The organism is Acidimicrobiia bacterium (genome assembly GCA_036396535.1).
Taxonomy (GTDB): domain Bacteria; phylum Actinomycetota; class Acidimicrobiia; order Spongiisociales; family UBA5794; genus DASWKR01.
In genome coordinates this window covers 22,466-41,196 of record DASWKR010000048.1, presented here as the reverse complement: position 1 = coordinate 41,196, position 18,731 = coordinate 22,466, and the positions used below count along the sequence as shown (strand labels likewise).

The following is an 18,731-nucleotide window of genomic DNA, read 5'->3' as shown; positions in this document are numbered from 1 at the left end:
TCTCATCGTGGGTCTTCCTCGTCTGCAATGCGATGATCGGGATTCCACACCGACTCGGGCATTCGCGATCGCCGACCGGCAGCGATCCATGACGCGGCGATGATCGCCGCAAGGGCCGCCAGGGCGAGCCAACCCACCGGGACGCTCCGCGGCCTGGCGAACGACCTGTAGTTGGCGGGCCTCAGGTCGCCGAACGTGTCGTTCCACCTCGCCGTGGCGGAACACCGCCGGTCGACGAAGGGCGGCGAGTTGTTCTCGGGGAAGAAGAGGTAGTCGGCTCCAACCGTGAATCGCCTCCCGGCTTCGGGGCGCACGTCGACGCGGTCCGCGAGATCCGGCCCGCGCCACACCTCGGTGACCAGCACGACGGCCGTTGTCCCGTCCCAGGACTCCACGAGCCCTCTGAAGAGAGTCGACTGGAGCCTGATCCGGTCGACCGGGGACGCCCCGACCTCACAGTCCGTGTCGGGTTCCTCGGCGGAGGCGCAAGCCACGGCCGACACCACGAGGACGGCGATCCCGAAAGAGACCCGCGTCATGCCAGGACGATACGTCACCCCGTCCCCCGGTGAGATCCTCCGCCTCCTCGCCCTCACTACAGTCGCTCGTCGCGCCCCGACGAGGAGAGCATGACCTCAGCAGCTGCCGCCCCGTGGTGGCACGGAACGATGGGATACGAGGCTTACGCCCGCTCGTTCGCCGACGGCGACGGCGACGGCATCGGAGACCTGGCCGGCATCGCAGCCCACGTCGGCCACCTCGCCTGGCTCGGCGTCGACGCCCTGTGGATCACGCCATTCTTCCGATCGCCCGGCTTCGACCACGGCTACGACGTCAGCGACTACACCGACGTCGACCCGATCCACGGCACGCTCGACGACTTCGACACCCTCGTCGCCGCGGCGCACGGCGTGGGTATCAAGGTGATCGTCGACGTCGTCCCGAACCACACGTCGTCATTGCATCCGTGGTTCCTGGCCGCCCTCAGCGACCCGCACGGCCCCTACCGCGACTACTACATCTGGCGTGACCCGGCACCGGGCGGCGGGCACCCGAACAATTGGGTGAGCCATTTCGGCGGGCCCGCCTGGACGCTCGACCCCGTCTCCGGGCAGTACTACTGCCACCTCTTCCTCCCAGAACAGCCCGACCTCAACTGGCGCAACCCGAGCGTGGCGGACGAGTTCGATGCGATTCTGAGATTCTGGTGCGACAGGGGGGCGGATGGGTTTCGCATCGACGTCGCTCACGCCCTGTACAAGGACGAGCAGTTCCGCGACAACCCGCTCATCCGAGAGCCCGAGCAGCTCACAGATCCAGGGGAGATCTTCCAGTCGTTCGAGCACCGCTACGACCTCGACCAAGACGAGACCGTCGACGTGTACCGGCGTTGGAAGCGGATCGTGGCGCCGTACCAAGGAATCCTCGTCGGTGAGGTCGGCACGTCCGACCCGGTCCGCATCTCGCGCTACGTCGCCGACGGCGCCCTCGACACCCTGTTCTACCTCAAACCGGTGTGGATGACGTGGCAGCCGTTGGTCCTGCTCGACAGGCTGCGTGCCGTGCACGAGCTCAACCCGGAACGGATCTCGTGGGTCGTCGACAACCACGACTCCAGCCGATCCGTGTCGAGGTTCGGTGGAGGTGAGGTCGGCGCCCATCGCTCCATGGCGGTCTTCACGCTCATGGCGTCGCTCGGTGGCATGCCGTTCCTCTACCAAGGTCAGGAGCTCGGCATCGGAGACGGGATCATCGCCCCGGAGCACCTGGCGGACCCCGTGGCGACCCGAAACGTGGGTGCTGCCGGCAGAGACGGGTGCCGCACGGTGATGCCGTGGAACGACGGCATCGCCAACGGGTTCAGCACCACCTCGGACTGCTGGCTGCCTGCCGAGGACCGGCCTCTCGAAGAGACCGTGGCCGGCCAGATCGCCGACCCGGCGTCCTGGTTGCACAGGTATCGAGCGCTCGTGGCGTACCGAAAGGCTACGCCGGCTCTCTGGACGGGGGAGGCTACGTGGATGGACACCCCATCGGGCGCGGTCGGCGCGCTGCGTCGCCACGGCGCGGTCACGATCGCCAACCTCGCTGACGAGACCGTCACCGTCGAGCTGCCGCCCGGCCTGTGGTCCCTCGGCTTCGCCTCACGTGCGCTCGGGGAGACCGAGGCGACCGGTTCCATTCAGGTCCCGGCGCAAACAGCCGTCATACTCGAGCCTGCCTGACTCGTTCTCGAGGGAGCCTACCGGTCAGCCCCTGATGGCCAGCCCGGTATGGGTGTCGAAGTAGTGGGCCTTGTCGACATCGACCGTCACTTCGAGCGCGTCTCCGATCCTCACGGTCGAGGAGGCGTCGAGGCGCCCGGAGAGCCGGGCACCCGAGGTGGGAACGACGGCCTCGGCGGCCTCGTCCGAGAGATCGAGGGCATCCTCCGAGAACACCTGCTTGGCCTCCATGTCGAAGTAGACGATCTTCTCGAAACCGAGCGCTTCGACGTTCTCGACTGTGCCCCGAAGCCGCTGATCGGACGGTCTCGACGAGTCGACGCTGGCGTCCTCGAAGTCGCTGGGACGGAGCCCGATGACGATCTTCTTGCCGACGTAGCTGCGTAGCGCCGGGCGCTGACTTGCCACCAGCGACCCGAGGCCGAGCGTCTGGCTGCCGAGCGAGATGGAGAGCCGGCCCGCATTGTCTGCGAGCGTGCCTTCGAGCAGGTTCATCGAAGGCGACCCGATGAAGGCAGCCACGAACAGGTTGTCGGGGTTGTCGAAGAGCGTCTGCGGGGCATCGACCTGCTGGAGGATTCCCTTGTTGATGACCGCCACCCGGTCTGCCATGGTCATGGCCTCGACCTGGTCGTGGGTCACGTAGAAGGTGGTCACACCGACACTCCGCTGGAGCTGGGTGATCTCGGCGCGCATCTGGACCCTCAGCTTGGCGTCGAGGTTCGAGAGCGGCTCGTCGAGGAGGAAGACCTGCGGCCTGCGGACGATGGCCCGACCCATGGCGACCCGCTGGCGCTGGCCCCCGGAGAGCTGCGCAGGCTTGCGATCGAGCTGCTCCGTCAGCTCGAGGAGACGAGCAGCGTCATCGACCCGCTGCTTGATCTCGTCCTTGGGGCGCTTCGCCAGCTTCAGTGCGAAACCGATGTTCTCGCCGACGGTCATGTGCGGGTAGAGGGCGTAGTTCTGGAACACCATGGCGATGTCCCTGTCTTTCGGGTGGACGTCGTTGACGACCCTGTCTCCGATCCGCAACGTGCCGCTCGAGATGTCCTCGAGGCCGGCGATCATCCTGAGCGTGGTCGACTTGCCGCAACCGGAAGGACCGACCATCACCAGGAACTCTCCCTCGGTGATCTCGAGGTCGAGGTCGGAGACCGCCTTGAATCCGTTGGGATATTCCTTCGAGACCTGCTCGAACGTCACGCCAGCCACGGCAACCTCCTCGTTCCCTCTCACAGTCCATCGGCAACGTTACCTTCCGCGTTCGGCCGCCACCACTGGCCGGGTAGCGTGACGTTCGCATGCGCCTGATCGACCTCAGCCACGAGATCAGGGACGGGTTGGTGACCTATCCCGGGATCCCTGCTCCCACCATCTCCGAAATCTTGAGCTTCGACGATTCGGCGGCGCGTTACGCACCGGGCACAGAGTTCCAGATCGCATCGATCCAGCTGGCGGCCAACACCGGCACGTACCTCGACACTCCGGCCCACCGACACCGGGAGGGCTTCGACCTGGCCGGTCTGGCTCTGAGCTCGGTGGCGTTCCTCGACGGCATCGTCGTCGACGCTCCCGGCGGGGGTGGTGGCCCGATCGGCGCGGCTGCGCTCGCAGGGCTCCCCCTCACCGGGCGGGCCGTGCTCGTCAGGACAGGGTGGTCGCGCCGTTGGGGGACGGACGCATACTTCTCGGGCCACCCTCACATCGACGAGTCGTGCGCCACCGCCTTGGCTTCTGCGGGCGCGGCGCTCGTCGGCATCGACTCGCTGAACATCGACGCAACGGACGACGGCACGCGCCATGCGCACACGGTGCTCCTCGCTGCAGGGATCCCCATCGTCGAGCACCTGACCGCCCTCGAGGAGCTTCCGGTGGACGGCTTCACCTTCTTCGCGGTGCCCCCGAGGGTGGCGGGCATGGGTACGTTTCCAGTCAGGGCGTTCGCCATGGTCCCGGACTGAGGGAGGGCGACCCTGCCGATTTGACCTCTACCTCGGGTGACGGCGTAACGTGGCCCGCGCCGAGCACGATGAGCCGCACTCGACCGCCTCACGAAGAGTCTTCGGTGGTGGCCGCACGAAGGACGATCAGAGGGAGGACGACGAAGTGGTCACGACGACCAACGGGCGGGCTGCCGCCCGGATCGAGAACGGGACCAAGACATACGGGCAGGGCGACACGCAGGTCACGGCGCTGCGCGACGTCACCGAGTCGTTCGAGAGCGGCGTCTTCACGGCGATCATGGGCCCGTCCGGTTCCGGCAAGTCGACGCTCCTCCACTGCATCGCCGGGCTCGACACGTTGACCAGCGGGTCCGTGTACATCGGCGACGTCGAGCTCGGCTCGCTCAGCGACAAGCAGCTCACCACGCTCAGGCGCGAGAAGGTCGGGTTCATCTTCCAGGCGTACAACCTGGTGCCGACGCTCACCGCCAGCGAGAACATCGCCCTCCCGCTCTCGATCGCAGGAAAGGCACCGGACGGGGAATGGTTCGACACCGTCGTCACGACCGTCGGGATCGGAGATCGGCTGACCCATCGGCCGGCCGAGCTGTCGGGCGGCCAGCAGCAGCGAGTCGCGGCGGCCCGTGCCCTGGTGACACGCCCCGCCATCGTCTTCGCAGACGAGCCGAGCGGCAACCTCGACTCGACGTCCGGAGCAGAGCTCCTCGAATTCATGCGAAGCGCCGTTCGTGACCACGGCCAGACGATCGTCATGGTCACCCACGACCCGAATGCGGCCAGCTACGCGGACCGGATCGTCTTCCTCGACGATGGACGGGTCATCGACGAGATGCGGCAGCCGACGGCAGACTTGGTGCTCGAACGCATGAAGGGCATGGGGGCCTGACGTGTTCAGAGCTGCGGTCAAGAGCGTTCTGGCGCACAAGGTGCGGTTGGCCTTGACGGCGCTGGCGATCGTGCTCGGGGTCAGCATGGTCGTCGGCACGTTCGTGTTCACCGACACGATCGATCGCCAGTTCGACACCCTTTTCGACGACATCTACTCCGGCATCGACGTCACCGTCCGCAAGGCGGGGGGCGACTTCAGCGCCCTCGAGGAGCCGTTCGACGCGGCCGTGCTCGAAGACGTGAAGTCGGTCGAGGGGGTGAGCGTCGCCGAGGGCGGCGTCACGACGAGCCTGGCGCAGGTCATCGGCAAGGACGGCGAACCGCTCGGTGGCCAAGGCCCGCCGACGCTCGGTTTCTCGTGGTCGGACGAGGCGGCCGTCAACCCGCTGCGGATCAAGGAAGGCAACGGTCGGGGGCCGCAGGGTCCCGGCGAGGTGGTGATCGACGCCAACACGGCCAAGAACGCCGAGTTCGCGGTCGGCGACCGTGTCCGGATCGTGACGAACGTCGGCCCCGAGGAGTTCGATCTCGTCGGCATCGTCAGCTTCGGCGAATCGGATTCGCTCCTCGGCGCCACCCTCGTGTCGTTCGAGCTGCAGGAGGCGCGCCGCCTGTTCGGTTATGCCGACCAGTTCACGGACATCACCGTGGTGGGAGATGGCTCCGCCGACTCGGAGACACTGCGGGACCGGGTTGCGGCGGCCATCCCTTCCGACCTGGAGGCGATCACCGGCGAGGCCCAGCAGAGCGAGCAGGAGGATCAGATCACGGAGGCGCTCAGCTTCCTGAACATCGGGCTGCTGGCGTTCGCGGGCGTGGCGGTCTTCGTCGGGGCCTTCATCATCCAGAACACGTTCCGGATCATCATCAGTCAGCGCACCCGCGAGCTGGCCCTCATGAGGGCGATCGGGGCGACCCGCAGGCAGGTGATCTGGTTGGTGCTCATCGAGGCACTCATCACCGCCATCGTCGCGTCGCTCATCGGCATCGCCGTCGGAATCGGCATGGCGGTAGGCATCAGGGCGTTGATGAACGCCGTCGGCTTCGGCATACCGGGCGAATCGCTGGTTCTCGCCCCGAGGACCGTCTTCGTGGCACTCACGGTGGGCATCGTCCTGACGCTGAGCTCCGCCGTGCTACCGGCGAGGCGGGCGTCGCGTGTGCCCCCGGTCGCCGCGATGCGAGAGGAGCTCGCCCACGGCACGCGCCGGGATCTCAGGCGGCGAGCCCTCGCCGGCACTGCCCTCACGGCGCTCGGCGCCGTGCTCCTGCTGGTTGGGCTCTTCGCCGGCATCGACAACGCCGTGGCGTACGTCGGCGCGGGCGCGGCCGTCATGTTCATCGGCGTGTCGGTGCTGGCGCCTCTCGCGGCACGCCCGATCGCAGACCTCATCGGAGCGCCGCTGCAGCGCATCTACGGCGTCAGCGGGCAACTCGCCAAGGAGAACACGAAGCGTCAGCCACGCCGGACCGCGTCGAACGCCTCGGCGCTGATGATCGGCGTCGCCCTCGTCGCCTTCTTCGCGGTCTTCGGCGCCTCGGCGAAGGCGACCGTCGAGGAGGCGATCTTCGACCTGTTCGCCGCCGACGTCACCGTGCAGTCACAGAACTTCTCGGATACGGGCGGGCCCGGCCCGATCAGCCCGGCGTTCGCCGACGAGCTCGCAGCGCTCCCCGAGGTCGGCGTGGTCTCTCCGCTGCAGATCGGCTCGGTGCAGGTCGACGGGGTCGACACGCTCATCGCCGGCATGGATGGCGAGACGTTCCCCGAGGTCTTCTCGCTGAAACCGGTCGGCGACGCACTGGAACGGGTCGGGGAGGAGAACGCGGTGCTCGTCTCCGAGACGGAGCTCGAGAAACGGGGCTGGGCCGTCGGCGACACCGTGACGATCGATTACGCCACCACCGGCGGCATCGAGTCCCCCATCGTCGGCACGTTCGAGACGAACGACTTCGGCAACTTCTACGTTTCTCGACAGACGTACGAGGAGAACTTCTCGATCGCCAGCGACAACGTCGTGTTCGCCAATGCGGCCGAGGGATCGACGATCGAAGGCGCTCAGGTGGCCGTCGCCGGCGTCGCCGAGAACTACGCCAACCTCAAGGTGCAGACGAAGTCGGAGATCGTGGCGGAGGCGGAGACGCAGATCGACCAGGCGCTCGCCCTCTTCACCGTGCTGCTCCTGTTCGCCGTCGTGATCGCGGTGCTCGGCATCGTCAACACGCTCACCCTGTCCGTCTACGAGCGAACCCGTGAGATCGGGCTGCTCAGGGCGATCGGGATGGTGCGGCCGCAGGTGCGCAGGATGATCCGCTGGGAGGCGGTGATCACGTCGGTCTTCGGCGCCATCCTCGGCATCGTCATGGGGATCTTCTTCGGCTGGGCCGTCATCCGTGCGCTGCGCGAGCAAGGGTTCGGCGCCTTCACGATCCCGGTGTTCCAGATCGTCCTGTCACTCGTCCTCGCCGCGCTGGCAGGGATGGTGGCTGCCATCTGGCCTGCCAGGAAGGCGGCGCGCCTCAACGTGCTGGAGGCCATCTCCTACGAGTGAGGTCGGCGCGTCGAACTCTCGGCGGTCGTGTGAGCTCACGCAGCTGCGGTATGGTCGCCGAACGCGACCCTCCGTGGGAGGCCACGAACCATGGATGACCTGGTGGTCCTGCTCGACTCCGTCGGGAGGGACGACGTCGCCGTCGTCGGCGGCAAGAACTCGTCGCTCGGAGAGATGATCCGCAACCTGGCCGGCGCCGGTGTGTCGGTGCCCGGCGGGTTCGCCACCACGGCCGCCGCCTATCGGTCCTTCCTCGACGCCAACGACCTGGCCGGGCGCATCGCCGAACGCCTCGAGGGCATCGACGGCGCAACCGTCGCCGCCCTCGCCGACGCCGGAGCGGAGATCCGGTCATGGATCTCCCAGGCACCGCTCGGTGGGGAGCTGGAGCGCGCCATCACGGAGGCGTACCGGGCCGTCGAGGCGGAGTCGGGCGAGCGCTGCCCCGTTGCGGTTCGCTCGTCGGCGACGGCAGAGGACCTCGAAGACGCCTCGTTCGCCGGCCAACAGGAGACGTTCCTCAACGTCCGCGGCATCGAGGCGGTGCTCCAGCGAGTGCGCGACGTGTATGCCTCGCTGTTCACCGACAGGGCGATCTCGTACAGGATCAACCGCGGGTTCGACCACGGCGACGTCGCCATCTCAGTCGGAGTGCAGCGCATGGTCGAGTCTGCCTGCAGCGGCGTGATGTTCACCGTCGACACCGAGACGGGGTTCGCCGACGCCGTCTTCGTGACGTCGGCATACGGGCTCGGCGAGCTCGTCGTCCAGGGCGCCATCGACCCGGACGAGTTCTACGTCTACAAGCCGTCGCTGCGGGCCGGGCGCAAGGCGGTCCTCAGCCGCCACGTCGGATCGAAGCGACAGCGCATGGTCTATGCAGGCGAAGGGGTCGATACCGAAGACGTACCTGATGGGGACCGCAGGATGCTGTCGCTCACGGACGACGACGTGGAGACACTCGGGCGGCATGCTCTGGCGATCGAGGAGCACTACGGACGACCCATGGACATCGAGTGGGCCAAGAGCGCCATCGATGGAGGGATCCACATCGTCCAGGCGCGCCCGGAGACGGTGCAGAGCAGCGCCAAGAGGGTCCTGGAGCGATACGAGATCCGGGACACCCCTGCGCCGCTGATCACCGGACGATCCGTTGGCGGCAAGGTGGGCACCGGCAGGGCGATGGTGATCGAGTCGCCGCGTGAGATGGAGCGGTTCACGGATGGCGCGGTGCTCATCGCCGACATGACGGACCCCGACTGGGAGCCGATCATGAAGATGGCGTCGGCGATCGTGACGAACCGCGGAGGCCGGACGTGCCACGCCGCCATCATCGCCAGAGAGATGGGCATCCCTGCCGTCGTCGGCACTGGAGAGGCGACGGGCAAGGTCGAGGACGGAGCCACGGTCACGGTCTCGTGCGCCGAAGGCGATACCGGCTTCGTATATCCGGGCGCCGTCCCGTTCCGCGTTCACCGCGCCGAGCTCGACCGGATGCCCGAGATCTCGACGAAGATCATGATGAACGTCGCCAGCCCTGACAGGGCCTTCACGTTCGCGTCGATCCCGAACCGGGGAGTCGGTCTGGCGAGGCTCGAGTTCGTCATCAACAACGTCATCGGGATCCACCCTCAGGCGCTGCTCGACGTCGGCGCCCAGCCGGAGGACGTCGCCCGAGAGATCGCCGAGAGGTCCGCTGCCTACGGCGATCCCGTCGAGTTCTTCGTCCAGAAGCTCGCCGAGGGCATCGCCACGATCGGAGCCGCCTTCGCCCCCGAGCCGGTCATCGTCAGGATGTCCGACTTCAAGACGAACGAGTACGCCCACCTCGTCGGGGGCGTCGCTTACGAGCCCAAGGAAGAGAACCCGATGATCGGCTTCCGCGGCGCCTCCCGCTATACGTCGGAGTCGTTCGCCCCCGCCTTCGATCTCGAGTGCCGGGCGCTCCGGCTCGTCCGCGAGGAGATCGGGCTCGGCAACATCGAGGTGATGATCCCGTTCGTGCGCACCCTCGGTGAGGCGGACGGCGTCCTCGAGGCGCTGCGACGCAACGGGTTGGAGCGCGGCAAGGACGGCCTGCGCGTCATCATGATGTGCGAGGTACCGTCGAACGCCGTGCTCGCCGAGGAGTTCCTGGAGCGCTTCGACGGCTTCTCTATCGGGTCGAACGATCTCACACAGCTCACACTCGCCCTCGACAGGGACTCAGGCCTCGTCGCCTCGCTGTTCTCGGAACGCGACCCCGCCGTGAAGTGGCTCATCGAGAAGGCGGTGACCGCCGCCAAGAGGGCCGGCAAGTACATCGGGATCTGCGGGCAGGGCCCTTCGGACGATCCCGAGTTCGCCAGGTGGCTCGTCGACATCGGAATCGACTCGATGTCCCTCAACCCGGATGCCGTCGTCGAGACGTGGCTGAGGCTGGCGGAGCATCCGACCCCGTGACCCAGCCCGTCTTCTGTGTCTCGGATCACACGGGCCTGACGGCGGAGGGGCTCGCCCACTCTGTCATGGTTCGCTTCGAGGGCGTGACGCCCCGCTACATCGTGAAACCGTTCGTGACCACCACCGAGCAGGCTGCCGAGATCGCAGCCGAGATCGATGCCATGGCGGAGGAAGGGCGGAGGCCGATCGTGTTCACGACGATCGTGGACGTCGAGACCCGCAGGGTCCTCGACGAATCGAAGGGGTTCGTCGTGGGCGTCTACGACGAGGTGGTCGCACAGGTCGGCGAAGCGCTCGCCATGGAACCGGGGAGGCGCGTCGGCGGCTACCACGGCATTCGCGACATGCACGAGTACCAGGTGCGGCTCGACGCCGTCGACTTCACCCTCTCGACCGATGACGGCGTCGGGCTCGCCCGCTACCCGTCTGCAGACGTCATCGTGCTCGGGGTCTCTCGCGTCGGGAAGACCCCGACGTGCCTCTACCTCTCGATGAACTTCGGGATCAGGGCCGCCAACTATCCCCTCACCCAGGAGGACCTCGGCGACCTCGTGCTGCCCCCTGCGTTGCGTGGACACGAGGACCGGCTGTTCGGACTCACGATCGAGCCCAAGAGACTCAGCGAGATCAGGAAGCGGCGCCGGCCGAACTCTCCCTACGCGACGCTCGACACGTGCACCGAGGAGCTGGCGGCGGCCGATCGCATCTTCTCCCGCCACGACATCCCGGTGCTCGACACGACCTCCCAGTCTGTCGAGGAGATCGCAGTCAACATCATCCGAGCCAGGGAATTGCAGCGTCGGCTCTGACCGGATCCGTTCGTGCGTCCCTCCATCGCATACCTGCGACGCCCGGACGCAGGAACGGTCAGGAGGCGGCGCCACCCGGACGTGGGCCGGCACGCGCCGACCCCATCCCCCGTCACTAACGTGCCGCCATGGTCGAGCCGGACTTCTTCGACTTCGAGACTCTGGCGCTCCATGCAGGCCAGGTGCCGGACACCGATCACGGTGCCAGGGCGGTGCCGATCTACCAGACCACCTCGTACGTGTTCCGTGACGTCGACCACGCAGCATCGCTCTTCAACCTCGAACGGCACGGCCACATCTACAGCAGGATCTCCAATCCGACGGTTGCGGTGTTCGAGGAGCGGGTGGCGGCGCTCGAGGGCGGCGTCGGCGCGGTTGCCACCGCCAGTGGGCAGGCGGCCCTGTGGCTCGCCATCGCGACGCTTCTTGGAGCGGGGGAGCACGTCGTGTGCTCGCGCAACGTCTACGGCGGCACGAACAACCTCCTCACGCAGACCCTGCCCCGCTTCGGCATCGAGGCGACGATGGTCTCTCCCCGCGACCTCGATGCGATTCGCGGCGCCATCGGGCATGAGACTCGCCTCATCATCGGAGAGTCGCTCGGCAATCCGGGCCTGGAGATCATGGACGTTCCCGCCGTAGCAGCCATCGCCCACGAGGCGGGGATCCCGCTGCTCGTCGACAACACGTTCGCATCGCCCTGGCTGTTCAAGCCTTTCGACTGGGGTGCCGATCTCGTCTACCACTCGGCGACGAAGTTCCTGGGAGGCCACGGCGTCGCACTGGGCGGGGTGCTCGTCGACGGAGGCTCGTTCGACTGGGAGGCCTCGGGGAAGTTCCCGACGCTGACCGAGCCGTACCCCAGCTACCACGGCCTGCGCTTCTTCGAGGAGTTCGGCACACAGGCGTTCATCACTCGAGCCCGGGTCGAGGGCCTGCGCGACTTCGGGGCGGCACTGAGCCCGGCCAACGCCTTCTACCTGCTCCAAGGGATCGAGACGCTTCCCGTGCGAATGGAGCGCCATGTAGCCAATACCAGGGCAATCGTCGACTTCCTGGCCGGCTCTGCCGAGGTGGCCTGGGTGAATCACCCAGACCTGCCGACACACGCCGACCACGAGCTGGCGCGCAAGCTGTTCCCGCGCGGCGCCGGGTCCATCTTCAGCTTCGGCATCGAGGGCGGACGCGAGGCGGGCAAGCGCTTCATCGAACGTCTCACGCTGTTCTCACACCTCGCCAACGTCGGGGACGCCAAGTCACTCGTGATCCATCCTGCGTCGACGACCCACGCAACGATGTCACCGGACCAATTGGACTCTGCTGGGATCGCAGAGGACCTCGTGCGCCTCTCCATCGGACTCGAGTCGGTCGACGACCTGATCGCAGACCTGCGCCAGGCCCTGCGGGCGTCGCAGCGGCCCTGATGGATCTCCAGGTCGAAGGGCGTCACGTATCAGCGACATGCGGCGGGCGCGCCCTCGACGAGGACGCTCCCCTGGTGGTGTTCGTCCACGGTGCCGGGTTCGACAAGACCGTGTGGTCGCTCCAGACCCGCTGGTTCGCCAACCACGGGTACTCGGCCCTCGCGGTCGACTTGCCGGGCCACGGCGGTTCGGATGGCCCGCCGCTGGAGAGCATCCCAGCCCTTGCCGACTGGCTGGCTGCGACCATCGAGTCCCTCGGGTTCGCCGAGGCGTCGATCGTCGGACACTCGATGGGCTCGTACGCGGCGCTCGAGTTCGCGGCGCGTCACTCCTCGGTTGCGCACGCCATCGTGCTCGTCGGCACCGCGGCTGAGATGCCGGTCCATCCGGACCTGCTTGCAGCCGCTCGGTCGGGTGACCCGCTGGCGTTCGACCTGGTCACGGCTTGGAGCTTCGGGAGGGCAGCCCATGTGGGAGGCCATCGCACGCCTGGGCTCTGGATGCTCGGCGCCGGCCGGCGACTCGTCGGGCGGGTGACGCTCGACGTACTTGCCCGCGATCTGACGGTCTGCGACGGCTACCGAAGCGCCCTCGAGACTGCGTCACGGGTGCACTGCCCCACCCTCGTCGTGTCGGGCGACGACGACAGGATGACGCCGGCGACATCGGCACGACACATCGCCGCCGCGATCGACCGAGCCGAGGCCGTCACGTTCCCCCGTACCGGGCACGTGCTCATGGTCGAGCAACCCGACCGGTTCATCGACGCCGTCGCCGGCTTCCTCGCAGCTCATGGGTGAGGTGGCGAGCGTCCGGCGCATCCGGCCGGGTGAGGGAACCGCCCTCCGAGACATCCGACTCGACGCGCTGCGCGACGACCCGGGCTCGTTCGGATCTACGCACGAAGCCGAGGTAGGGCGCCCCGCCGAGTGGTGGGAGACATGGGCGGCGGCCGCTTCGGAAGGTGGTGATGCGTGCGTGTACTTGGCGGAGCGTGCGGGCGCTCTCGTTGGCTTGGCCGGGGCGTACCGCCGGCGAGACGACCCGAGGACGCTGCACCTCGTCTCGATGTGGGTGGCCCCCTCCGCGAGGCGGGCCGGCGTCGGCCTGGCGCTGACCCGCGCGGTCATGGAGTGGGCGAGCTCGAGTGACGCCGACCTCCTGACCTTGTGGGTCGTGGACGGCAACGGCGCCGCCCGCCGCCTGTACGAGCGAGTCGGCTTCGAGGGAACGGAGCTTCGCCAGCCGCTGCCGGGCCGCCCTCATGTGATCGAGACGCTCATGCGCATGAGCCTCGAAGGCCCGCCGGGGCGCCTGCCGGGCGGGTACGTCGAGCTCGTACCTATGTCTGCAGCGGAGTTCGACGCCTTCGCGGAACGTTGGGTGTCGAGCAGGTCGGCGGCGTTCGTCTCATCGCTGGGAGTCACCCTCGACGAGGCCGCTCGGAGGGCCCAGACCGCCCTGGCGACGCGCCTCCCGAGAGGCGAGGCGACCGCAGGCAACCACCTCGTCACGCTGCGCGTCGGCCCGGACGAGCGTCCGATTGGGTGGATGTGGTTCGCGGTCGCCGGCGATGAGTGTGTGCTGCGCGACTTCGTCGTGTTCGGACCGCACCGCGGCGTCGGCCTCGGCTCGGCCGCCGTCGACGAGCTCGAGGAGTGGGCCCGCCGCAACCGGTGCGCCGCGGTGCGAGTCGAGCTCGGAACGGGTGACGAGGCGGCGAGTGCCTTCTTCGCCCGCCTCGGCTACGAGCAGGCCGGCGACCACATGCGGCGGACGCTCTGATCCGCCTTCCGTTCCTGCGTACCACCGTCGCACATGGGCGATGAGGGGACGCCAGAACGGCGACGGATCCGCACTTGCGTACCACCGTCGCACATATGCGATGAGGGGACGCCAGAACGGCGACGCCATCCTGCTCTCAGGCGGCCGTGATACCTCCGTCGACTGGAAGGGCAACGCCCGTGACGAAGGACGCGTCGTCCGACGCCAGGAACAAGACAGCCTTGGCGATCTCGTCCGGCGAGGCGATCCGCCCGATGGGATGCTTCTCCTCGAAGATGTGGCGCACCTGCTCGGCGCCGCCCATCTCATCCATCTCGTTTCGCAACATCGGCGTGTCGACCGAGCCGGCGCAGACACAGTTGACACGTATTCCCTGCCTGGCATGGTCGAGCGCCATCGACTTGGTGAGCAGCACGACGGCGGCCTTCGAGGCGGAGTACGCCGCCGTACCCCTTCCGCCGACGAGACCGAAGTAGGAGGCGTTGTTGACGATGACACCGCCTCCGCCCCCGACCATCACCGGGATCGCAGCGCGTGAGACGAGGAATGTGCCGCGCACGTTGACGTCGAAGGTGGCGTCCCACTCGTCGACCGACGTCTCCGGCACCGTCCTCTCTCTGAAGATGATCCCGGCGTTGTTGAACACGACATCGAGCGACCCGAGGTCGGCGACCACCGACGAGACGACCGCCGCGCAGTCCTGCGGCACAGTGACGTCGCACCGGTATGCCGATGCGACGGCGCCCGCAGCCGTGATCTCGTCAGCCAGTGCCTCGATCTTGTCGACGGAGCGCGCCGCGAGCGCCACCGCGGCGCCCTCGGTGGCGAAGAGCCTCGCCGCTGCCGCCCCGATGCCGGAGCCGCCGCCGGTGATCAGGACGGACTTGCCGGCGAACCTCATCGGGCGACGTAGCCGCCGTCGACGGTGACGAGCGAGCCCGTCATGTACGAGGCCGATTCGGATGCCAGGAAGGCAACCACCTCGGCGACTTCCTCGGGACGACCCAACCGGCCCATCGGCACCGTCTCGTCTGCGATGCGCAGCAGGTCCTCCTCGGTGGGCGGCGCGGGGCGCTCCGATTCGAGCATCGGCGTGCGGATCTCGCCTGGGCACACCGCGTTGACCCTGATGCCGTCCCGGGCGTGCTCGAGCGCCATCGACCTCGTGAGCTGGTGGACGGCCCCCTTGGTGGCCGCGTATGCGGCGTGCCCGGCGTTGCCGACCGCGCCCCAGACGGATCCGAAATTGACGATGACGCCGCTCCCCTGCTGACGCATGACACGTACCGCCGCCCGACTCATGTAGAACAGCCCGTCGACGTTGACGGCGAAGATCCGACGCCAGTCGTCGTCCGATGTGTCGTGCGCCGTCGCCCTGACGATGATGCCGGCCGCGTTCACGAGGATGTCGACCGTCCCGTGCTCGACGACCACTGCGTCGACGGCCCGATCGCAGAACGTGGAGGATGTGACGTCCCCGGCCATCGTCGAAATACCCGAGACCTCTCTCGACAGCGCGATGAGCCCGGCGGCGTTGCGGTCGAGCGCGACGACGGCGCAGCCGCGCTCTGCGAGCTTTTCGACCGTGGCGGCGCCCATGCCCGAGGCACCGCCGGTGACCATGGCGACCTTGCCGTCGAGTCCCGTCACGCCTCGTTGTCTTCCGGCCACCGGACGTCCCAGTTGTCGGACTCCTTGACGAGGTACTCGCTGACATCCCGACACCGGTCGAGGAGGTCGCACAGCTTCTCACGGCCCAACATGACGTCGACGAGTGAGACTTGCACCTTCCCGACGAGCGACAGGCGCCGATCGGGGCTCTGGGCGAGCGCCCCTGACGAGTCGATCGCCGATACCTCGATCGGCAGGTCGTGGCCGCCGATGCCCGACAGCTCGGCCGCCAGGATGATGAGATCCGGAGGTGCCGCCAGCGGGGGAAGGCCCCAATTGAAGATGAGGGGGAGCTGGAAGTCGCCTTCCGGCTCCTCGTAGTCGTCGTCGAGGCGGTCCATCTGGTCCTCGAGAGCGAGCACGATCCGCGGCTCGACGTCGAAGGCGAGATTGAGGTCGAGCGGACCGTCGCACGCCGATTCGGGATGGAGGTCGACCTCCCATGCTTGGCGAAGCGAGTAGGTCTCGATGAAGTGCCGCTCGTCGTGGACGTGGAAGCCGTGCTCGACGGCGTGGTCCTTCAGGTATGTGATGAAGCCTGCGATGTCGATCGCCATGCCCGAATGGTACAAGGCGGCTGTGTCACGACACCCGGTGGGCCCCGGCGTAGACGTTGAAGCCACCTTCGCGGAGGAACCCGACCACCGTCAGGCCGAGCTCCTCGCCGAGCTCGACGGCCAGCGACGACGCCGCCGACACACCGCAGACGACCGGGATTCCTGCCACCGCCGCCTTCTGGACCATCTCGAAGCTCACCCTTCCGGAAACGACGAGGATCGCCTCGCCGATCGGCCAGCGAGCTCTCGCCACCTTGCCGACCAGCTTGTCGACGGCGTTGTGACGGCCGATGTCCTCGCAGACGGCCAGCAGGGATCCGGGTGGATCGAAGAGCGCCGCGGCGTGCAAGCCGCCGGTCGCGTCGAAGGCGTCTTGGGTGTCCCGCATCCGGCTCGGCAGCGACAGCAACAGCTCGGGTGACACGACGGGACCCGACGGTGGCCGGCGCGCAGTGACCCGCACCGCGTCGATCGAGGCCTTGCCGCACACACCGCAGGACGACGTCGTGTACAGGTTGCGGCGGAACTGCTCCGGATCGACGGTCACACCCTCGGAGAGGACGATGTCGTACCGGTCACCGAGCTCGGTGGCGGGCTCGACGGCCGCCACCTCCTCAGGCCCGAGCACGATCCCCTCGGTGATGGCAAAGCCGAGACCGAGCTCCGCCTCGTCGCCCGGCGTCCGCATGAGCACTGCGATCGGGACACCCCCCAGCCTGAACTCGACGGGCTCCTCGGAGACGAGGACGTCGGTCGCCTCGGTGACATGACCGCGGGTCCACCGGCGGATCCGGCGGGTCGTGGTGGCGTCCATGGGCCGGAGACTAGAAGGGGGAGTCGTCTCGCTCGCCGGAGGGGCGCTGTTCAGGGCGACATCGTGGTGGTGGGCAGGACCCCCGCATCGTCGACGCCGAGCTCCGCCACCCACCCGGGGCGGTCGACCAGGTCGAGACCTTCGGCGATGCGACGGAGTTGGTCGATCGGAAGCAGCTGATCGCTGTTGAGGCCATGACTGGAGACCGACACTGCCCGGCCCGACGGCAAGGAGAAGACGATCATGCGTGCGTCGAGCGTTGTGACGATGTAGGCATCGAGGCCGCGCACGACGGTCCGCCCTGCGCTTCCTGCCGAGGCGGCAATGGTGCCGGCCGGCTCCTGCGAGACCTCGATCGAGACGTGTGGCGAGGGATCCCCGTCGAACGTAACGAGTACGTACGGCATCGGTCTCGAGGAGGTCACGAGCGGCGCCACGAGGAGATCGAGGTCAGACGATGTCACATCCAGCCCGACCGCCGCCGCGGTCAGCTCGCCCGATGAGTCGATGGTCACGCGGCGCGCGACTGCAAGTGTCGCTTCGACGTCCCCTTCGGCCGAGACGACGCTCACGCGCCGGCCGCTCTCGATCCATTCGACGACGGCTCCTCCGTATGACGGGTCGACCTCGCTGAAGTCAGCGATCCGCACGATTCGCACCTGATCATCGACAGTCGACCCGGTCCGCACCGGGACGTCGACGCCGGGAGGCAGTTTCTCATCGGCTGACGCGAGCCAAACCGTCAATGTGACCGCGCGGCTGATCGAGCCGCCGGTCACCGCTGCAAGGGCGGCGTGTACGGTCGATCGCCCTGGGGAATCAGGAGTCGACATGTGTCCCTCCGCCTGAGCGCCAGGCGGTAGCCATCGCGGGATCGGAAAGTAGGCGCCATCATCGGACGGCGGCGGCGCGGCCGCGCGGTCGGGCGTGACGAATGCGATCGCAGTCAGGGCCACCACCGCGGTTGCGATCGACATCGCCGCCACCGCGGCGCCCCTCCTGACGAACCGGCGCCGGCGCCCGCGCCGCACGACGGCCTCGAGATCTCCTGCATTCAGCGGTGCTCCCGCGGCGTCGAGCTCGAGCTCCACTCGGATCTCCTGCTCGGTGATCATTCCAACTCCTCTCTCAGTCGTGCCACGGCGCGGCTCAAGCGGCTCTTCACCGTTCCCGGCTTGATGTCGAGCGCTTCAGCAGTATCGAGCTCCGACCAATCGAGGAGGAGGCGCATCACCACCACCTGACGCTGAGGTAGTGGGAGCCTCCTGACCGCTTCGGCGACACCGGACGGCTCGGGAGGGCGAGCGGTGGGCGCCGGTTCGCGCCGGTCGCGCTCCAGCCGTCTCCTCCTCAGCCGGTTGTGTGCCCAATTCGCACCAACGCGGTACACCCACCCCGCCGGATTCCTGTATGAGCGGACCCTGCTCCAGTGCTGATAGGCCCTCGTCATCGCCTCGTCGGTCGCCTCTTGCGCCAGATCGCTGTCGCGGAACGTGACCCACAAGGCTCGATACACGTCGCTCCAAGTCGCCTTGTAGAAAGCGTCGAAGTCGAAGGTGCGCAGCGACGCGACCGGCGCCTGTTCCAGGTCCTTCATCAT

General features: G+C 67.7%; 17 protein-coding genes. 9 read left to right on the top strand and 8 right to left on the bottom strand.

Features of this window, described 5'->3' with window-relative positions:
* Window positions 1–2: 2 nt before the first annotated feature.
* Window positions 3–539 carry a hypothetical protein gene (locus tag VGC47_08455; GenBank protein ID HEX9855330.1) on the bottom strand — a complete coding sequence of 179 codons (537 nt, stop codon included), beginning with the start codon at window positions 537–539 and terminating at the stop codon, window positions 3–5.
* Window positions 540–629: 90 nt separating this feature from the next.
* Here VGC47_08455 and VGC47_08450 point away from each other — a divergent pair, with 90 nt between their 5' ends.
* Window positions 630–2,225, top strand: coding sequence for an alpha-amylase family glycosyl hydrolase (locus tag VGC47_08450; protein HEX9855329.1), 1,596 nt, complete (start codon window positions 630–632; stop codon window positions 2,223–2,225).
* Window positions 2,226–2,249: 24 nt separating this feature from the next.
* On the opposite strand, the gene ugpC is transcribed toward VGC47_08450, so the two are convergent.
* Window positions 2,250–3,437, bottom strand: coding sequence for a sn-glycerol-3-phosphate ABC transporter ATP-binding protein UgpC (gene ugpC / locus VGC47_08445; GenBank protein HEX9855328.1), 1,188 nt, complete (start codon window positions 3,435–3,437; stop codon window positions 2,250–2,252).
* Between the two features lie 89 nt (window positions 3,438–3,526).
* On the opposite strand from ugpC, the gene VGC47_08440 reads away from it, so the two are divergent.
* The 8 genes from VGC47_08440 to VGC47_08405 all read left to right on the top strand — a co-directional run bounded on the left by VGC47_08440 (window position 3,527) and on the right by VGC47_08405 (window position 14,089).
* A complete protein-coding gene (locus VGC47_08440; protein HEX9855327.1) occupies window positions 3,527–4,186 on the top strand; it encodes a cyclase family protein in 660 nt (219 codons plus the stop codon).
* Window positions 4,187–4,331: 145 nt separating this feature from the next.
* Window positions 4,332–5,075 carry an ABC transporter ATP-binding protein gene (locus tag VGC47_08435; protein HEX9855326.1) on the top strand — a complete coding sequence of 248 codons (744 nt, stop codon included), beginning with the start codon at window positions 4,332–4,334 and terminating at the stop codon, window positions 5,073–5,075.
* A 1-nt stretch (window position 5,076) separates the two neighbouring features.
* Window positions 5,077–7,629: an FtsX-like permease family protein gene (locus VGC47_08430; GenBank protein HEX9855325.1), complete on the top strand. Its 2,553-nt coding sequence runs from the start codon at window positions 5,077–5,079 to the stop codon at window positions 7,627–7,629.
* Window positions 7,630–7,719: 90 nt separating this feature from the next.
* Window positions 7,720–10,071 carry a phosphoenolpyruvate synthase gene (gene ppsA, locus VGC47_08425; protein ID HEX9855324.1) on the top strand — a complete coding sequence of 784 codons (2,352 nt, stop codon included), beginning with the start codon at window positions 7,720–7,722 and terminating at the stop codon, window positions 10,069–10,071.
* Complete coding sequence (ppsR, locus tag VGC47_08420; protein HEX9855323.1) at window positions 10,068–10,880, top strand: pyruvate, phosphate dikinase/phosphoenolpyruvate synthase regulator; 813 nt, start codon at window positions 10,068–10,070, stop codon at window positions 10,878–10,880. Before ppsA ends, ppsR begins: the two co-directional genes overlap by 4 nt.
* Before the next feature lie 128 nt (window positions 10,881–11,008).
* The gene (locus VGC47_08415; GenBank protein ID HEX9855322.1) at window positions 11,009–12,304 is read left to right on the top strand and encodes an O-acetylhomoserine aminocarboxypropyltransferase; all 1,296 of its coding nucleotides are present in this window, start codon (window positions 11,009–11,011) and stop codon (window positions 12,302–12,304) included.
* Complete coding sequence (locus VGC47_08410) at window positions 12,304–13,104, top strand: alpha/beta hydrolase (protein ID HEX9855321.1); 801 nt, start codon at window positions 12,304–12,306, stop codon at window positions 13,102–13,104. Before VGC47_08415 ends, VGC47_08410 begins: the two co-directional genes overlap by 1 nt.
* Complete coding sequence (locus VGC47_08405; protein HEX9855320.1) at window positions 13,097–14,089, top strand: GNAT family N-acetyltransferase; 993 nt, start codon at window positions 13,097–13,099, stop codon at window positions 14,087–14,089. Before VGC47_08410 ends, VGC47_08405 begins: the two co-directional genes overlap by 8 nt.
* 136 nt (window positions 14,090–14,225) lie before the next feature.
* On the opposite strand, the gene VGC47_08400 is transcribed toward VGC47_08405, so the two are convergent.
* Genes VGC47_08400 through VGC47_08375 form a run of 6 tightly spaced genes read right to left on the bottom strand, consistent with a single transcriptional unit; the run spans window position 14,226 to window position 18,728 of the window.
* A complete protein-coding gene (locus VGC47_08400; protein HEX9855319.1) occupies window positions 14,226–14,990 on the bottom strand; it encodes an SDR family NAD(P)-dependent oxidoreductase in 765 nt (254 codons plus the stop codon).
* On the bottom strand, window positions 14,987–15,739 hold the full coding sequence (locus VGC47_08395; protein ID HEX9855318.1) for an SDR family NAD(P)-dependent oxidoreductase: 753 nt from the start codon (window positions 15,737–15,739) through the stop codon (window positions 14,987–14,989). Before VGC47_08395 ends, VGC47_08400 begins: the two co-directional genes overlap by 4 nt.
* Window positions 15,736–16,317: a hypothetical protein gene (locus VGC47_08390; GenBank protein ID HEX9855317.1), complete on the bottom strand. Its 582-nt coding sequence runs from the start codon at window positions 16,315–16,317 to the stop codon at window positions 15,736–15,738. Before VGC47_08390 ends, VGC47_08395 begins: the two co-directional genes overlap by 4 nt.
* Window positions 16,318–16,342: 25 nt before the next feature.
* A complete protein-coding gene (fdhD, locus tag VGC47_08385; protein ID HEX9855316.1) occupies window positions 16,343–17,131 on the bottom strand; it encodes a formate dehydrogenase accessory sulfurtransferase FdhD in 789 nt (262 codons plus the stop codon).
* A 50-nt stretch (window positions 17,132–17,181) separates the two neighbouring features.
* The gene (locus tag VGC47_08380; GenBank protein ID HEX9855315.1) at window positions 17,182–18,246 is read right to left on the bottom strand and encodes a hypothetical protein; all 1,065 of its coding nucleotides are present in this window, start codon (window positions 18,244–18,246) and stop codon (window positions 17,182–17,184) included.
* Window positions 18,243–18,728, bottom strand: coding sequence for a sigma factor-like helix-turn-helix DNA-binding protein (locus tag VGC47_08375; GenBank protein HEX9855314.1), 486 nt, complete (start codon window positions 18,726–18,728; stop codon window positions 18,243–18,245). The genes VGC47_08380 and VGC47_08375 overlap by 4 nt, the downstream gene beginning before the upstream one ends.
* Between the last annotated feature and the right edge of the window lie 3 nt (window positions 18,729–18,731).

Excerpts from the sequence above, each read along its gene's own strand:
- VGC47_08440 (HEX9855327.1), top strand. The coding sequence starts at position 3,527 with ATGCGCCTGATCGACCTCAGCCACGAGATCAGGGACGGGTTGGTGACC.
- VGC47_08390 (HEX9855317.1), bottom strand. The coding sequence starts at position 16,317 with ATGGCGATCGACATCGCAGGCTTCATCACATACCTGAAGGACCACGCC.
- VGC47_08450 (HEX9855329.1), top strand. The coding sequence starts at position 630 with ATGACCTCAGCAGCTGCCGCCCCGTGGTGGCACGGAACGATGGGATAC.
- VGC47_08400 (HEX9855319.1), bottom strand. The coding sequence starts at position 14,990 with ATGAGGTTCGCCGGCAAGTCCGTCCTGATCACCGGCGGCGGCTCCGGC.
- ppsA (HEX9855324.1), top strand. The coding sequence starts at position 7,720 with ATGGATGACCTGGTGGTCCTGCTCGACTCCGTCGGGAGGGACGACGTC.
- VGC47_08410 (HEX9855321.1), top strand. The coding sequence starts at position 12,304 with ATGGATCTCCAGGTCGAAGGGCGTCACGTATCAGCGACATGCGGCGGG.
- VGC47_08405 (HEX9855320.1), top strand. The coding sequence starts at position 13,097 with ATGGGTGAGGTGGCGAGCGTCCGGCGCATCCGGCCGGGTGAGGGAACC.
- VGC47_08415 (HEX9855322.1), top strand. The coding sequence starts at position 11,009 with ATGGTCGAGCCGGACTTCTTCGACTTCGAGACTCTGGCGCTCCATGCA.
- VGC47_08380 (HEX9855315.1), bottom strand. The coding sequence starts at position 18,246 with ATGATCACCGAGCAGGAGATCCGAGTGGAGCTCGAGCTCGACGCCGCG.
- VGC47_08455 (HEX9855330.1), bottom strand. The coding sequence starts at position 539 with ATGACGCGGGTCTCTTTCGGGATCGCCGTCCTCGTGGTGTCGGCCGTG.
- fdhD (HEX9855316.1), bottom strand. The coding sequence starts at position 17,131 with ATGGACGCCACCACGACCCGCCGGATCCGCCGGTGGACCCGCGGTCAT.
- VGC47_08375 (HEX9855314.1), bottom strand. The coding sequence starts at position 18,728 with ATGAAGGACCTGGAACAGGCGCCGGTCGCGTCGCTGCGCACCTTCGAC.